The organism is Neisseria sp. P0022.S010 (assembly GCF_051956635.1).
The window spans coordinates 1-420 of sequence record NZ_JBQCXF010000951.1 but is presented as its reverse complement, the minus strand read 5'-3'; the positions used below and the strand labels follow the sequence as shown (position 1 = coordinate 420).

The window sequence follows — 420 nt, the reverse complement described above, 5'->3', positions numbered from 1 at the left end:
TTTGTCTGGATGCCGCTGATCAAATTAAACGGCATGCCGCTGGTTTCCTACCGTACCGCGCCGCGCAGCATCATCAAAAACACCTGCAAAGCATTGGGGCTGAAATTATCCGTCCGCAAATTTTCCGACGCACAAAGCGGACAAGCCGCATTGGATGCCGCACTGTCTTCAGGCAAACTGGCCGGTTTGCAAACCTCCGTCTTCTGGCTGCCCTACTTCCCGCCGCAAATGCGCTTCCATTTCAACGCACACAATCTTTTAGTATACGGAAAAGACGGCAACGACTACCTCATCAGCGACCCCGTATTTGAAACCGTACAACGCTGCGCCGCCGAAGATTTGCAACGGGCGCGCTTTGCCAAAGGCGTATTGGCGGCAAAAGGCATGATGTACACCTTGGAAGACAACAGGCCGTCTGAA

Annotated in this window: 1 protein-coding gene; it reads left to right on the top strand. The window is 53.3% G+C overall.

What is annotated here, in order from left to right; all coding sequences use genetic code 11:
* Positions 1 to 420, top strand: a 420-nt coding sequence (locus ACTHUT_RS22275) for a BtrH N-terminal domain-containing protein (protein WP_440419988.1), incomplete at both ends; no start/stop codon positions are given.